Source organism: Nocardia sp. NPDC060220 (assembly GCF_042727815.1).
Classification (GTDB): Bacteria; Actinomycetota; Actinomycetes; order Mycobacteriales; family Mycobacteriaceae; genus Nocardia.
Window position 1 is genome coordinate 1 of sequence record NZ_JBHWZY010000906.1, and the last position, 2,642, is coordinate 2,642.

Annotated in this window: 3 protein-coding genes; all 3 read right to left on the minus strand. The window is 68.9% G+C overall.

Going from position 1 to position 2,642, the window contains the following annotated elements; all coding sequences use genetic code 11:
- Window positions 1-918 (minus strand): ABC transporter ATP-binding protein (locus ACFWF3_RS31510; RefSeq protein WP_379317408.1); only part of this gene is annotated, 918 nt, incomplete at its 3' end.
- Window positions 915-2,258 (minus strand): LLM class flavin-dependent oxidoreductase, encoded by a 1,344-nt coding sequence (locus tag ACFWF3_RS31515; RefSeq protein WP_378993498.1) that lies wholly within the window; start codon window positions 2,256-2,258, stop codon window positions 915-917. The genes ACFWF3_RS31515 and ACFWF3_RS31510, both read right to left, overlap by 4 nt.
- A 12-nt stretch (window positions 2,259-2,270) precedes the next feature.
- The coding region (locus tag ACFWF3_RS31520; protein WP_379317410.1) for an ATP-binding cassette domain-containing protein at window positions 2,271-2,642 on the minus strand (372 nt) is incomplete at its 5' end.

The window sequence follows — 2,642 nt, forward strand, 5'->3', positions numbered from 1 at the left end:
GTCGAGGGACGCCTTGCCCTGCTGGCTCACGGTCAGCAGCATCGAGAACTGCCGCACCGGCCCCACGAAAGCGCCCAGATAGGTCATGAACGCGAGAAACGTGCCGAGCGTGATGGATTGGCGCAGCGCGAGCAACCCGCCGACGATCAGGATCAGAGCCTGCCCCGCCGCGGGCACCGCCTGCACGACGGGGGTGAACCGGCTGGTGATCCGGGCGACCCGCAACCGCGACCGGTACAGCACCCGCGCACGCGCGCCCAGCTGATCCAGCTCGTATTGCTCCTGCCCGAAACCCTTCACCACCCGCACACCGGCCACTGCGGCCTCGACCTGCATCGCCACCTCGGCGGCCCGCGCCTGCGCGTCCCAGTTCGCGGGGAACAGTTGACGCTGGCTGCGCCGGGTGACGATCCACAGCCCCGGCAGCACGACCAGCGCGATCACGGTGAGCGCAGGCGACATCACGGCCATCAGCACCAGCACCGCCAGCAGCAGCGCCACATTGCCCGCGATCATCGGGATGAGCTGCAGGAACATCTGGATCAACGTGACATCGGTGATCGCCCTGCTCACCACCTGCCCGGTGCGCAACTGTGCCTGCTCGCGCCCGTTGAGCCGCAGCAACGCGGCGAACAGGTCGCGGCGCAGGTCGTGTTGCACCCCCAGCGACAGCTCGGAGGAGGCCACCCGGCGCGCGTACGACGACGCGAACCTGGCCACCCCGATCACCAGCAACAGCACCACCCACGGCGTCACCGACGCCGCGGTGGCACTGAGTGTGTCGACCACATGCCGCACCACCAGCGGCAGCGCCGCGGTGAGCAGTGCCGCCGCCAGCGCACCGGTGTAGCTGACGATCACCAGCCGCCGGTGCTCGAGACAGCGGCGGGTCAGGTACCGGATCCAGTCCGATCTCATCGGGCGGCCACGAGCGCGTCCGCGTCGTCGAACTGGTTCGCCGGTCGCGCGAGACCGTAGTGGCCGCGCAACGTGGTCTCGGTGTACTCGGTGCGGAACAGGCCGCGCTCCTGCAGGATCGGGACCACCTCGTCGACGAAGCGCTCGAGCCCCGAGGGCAGTACCGCGGGCATGATGTTGAAGCCGTCGGCGGCGCCCTGGCGGAACCAGTCCTCGATGGCGTCGGCCACCTGGACCGCGGTGCCCGCGAAGGTGCGGTGCCCGCGTCCGCCACCGAGCCGGGCGATCAGCTCGCGCACCGTGAGCCGTTCGCGCCGAGCCAGATTCACGATCAGGGTGAAGCGGCTCTTGGCGCCCTCGATGTCGTCCTCGGTGGGCAGCTCCTCGGGGAGCTCACTGTCGAGGTCGAGCTCGTCGACGGGCAGCTTGAACCGCTCGGCGAGTTGCTTGCGCGCGTATTCGGGCGAGATCAGCCGCGCCAGTTCCTCGTCGAGTGCGCGGGCCTGCTCCTCGGTGTCGCCGATGATCGGGACGATGCCGGGCAGGATCTTGATGCTCTCCGGGTCGCGGCCCGCGGCGACGGTGCGGGCCTTGAGGTCGGTGTAGAAGGCCTTGGCATCGTCGAGCGTCTGCTGCGCGGTGAACACGGCTTCGGCGTAGCGGGCGGCGAACTCCTTGCCGTCCTCCGATGATCCCGCCTGCACCAGCAGCGGATATCCCTGCGGGGAACGCGGCAGGTTCAGCGGGCCGTCCACTCGGAAGTGCTCGCCGTGGTGCAGGATCTTGCGCACCTTCGAGGCATCGGTGTGGATGCCGAGTTCCTTGTCGGCCAGGATGGCGTCGTCGTCCCAGCTGTCCCACAGTTTCGTTGCCACGTCGACGAATTCGGCGGCCTTCTCGTAGCGCAGCCGATGGTCGGGGGTGTCGTCGAGACCGAAGTTGCGGGCCGCGTCGGCACCGGCGGTGGTGACGATGTTCCAGCCTGCCCTGCCGTTGCTCGCCCAGTCCACCGAGGCGAACCGGCGCGCGAGGTTGTAGGGGTCGTTGTAGCTGGTGGAGGCCGTGGCGATGAGGCCGATCCGGCTGGTCTGCACGGCGACCGCGGTCAGGATGACGGTCGGCTCCAGCTTGCCGCTCGGCCGACGACCGGGGTCGCCCATCAGTACCGGGCTGTCGGCGAAGAAGATCGAGTCGAGCTTGCCGCGCTCGGCGGTCTGGGCGAGCCGGACGTAGTAGTTGATGTCGGTGTGCGCGTGCGGATCGCTCTCCGGCAGCCGCCAGGCCGCCTCGTGGTGACCGACCGACATCAGGAAAGCGTTGAGGTGCAGTTTCTTCGACATGATGGGTGCCTTTCAGGCCGCGGTCTCGGCAAGCCCGAGCGCGGTGAGCAGAGTGCGGCGGATGCGCTGGAACGCGGGCTGGCTCGGATCACGCTCGCCGGGCAGGTCGACCGGAATGTCCACCGCCAGCTTTCCGTCGTCGAGCACGATCACCCGGTCGGCCAGCGCGACAGCCTCGTCGACATCGTGGGTGACCAGCAGCACGGTCGGACGATGCCGGCTGATCAGGTCGCGCAGCAGAGCGTGCATCTTGATCCGGGTGAGCGCGTCGAGCGCGCCGAAGGGTTCGTCGGCCAGTAGCAGATCCGGTTCGCCGACCAAGGAGCGGGCCAGCGACACTCGTTGCTGCTCACCACCGGAGAGCTCTCTGGGCCAGGCGCGTTC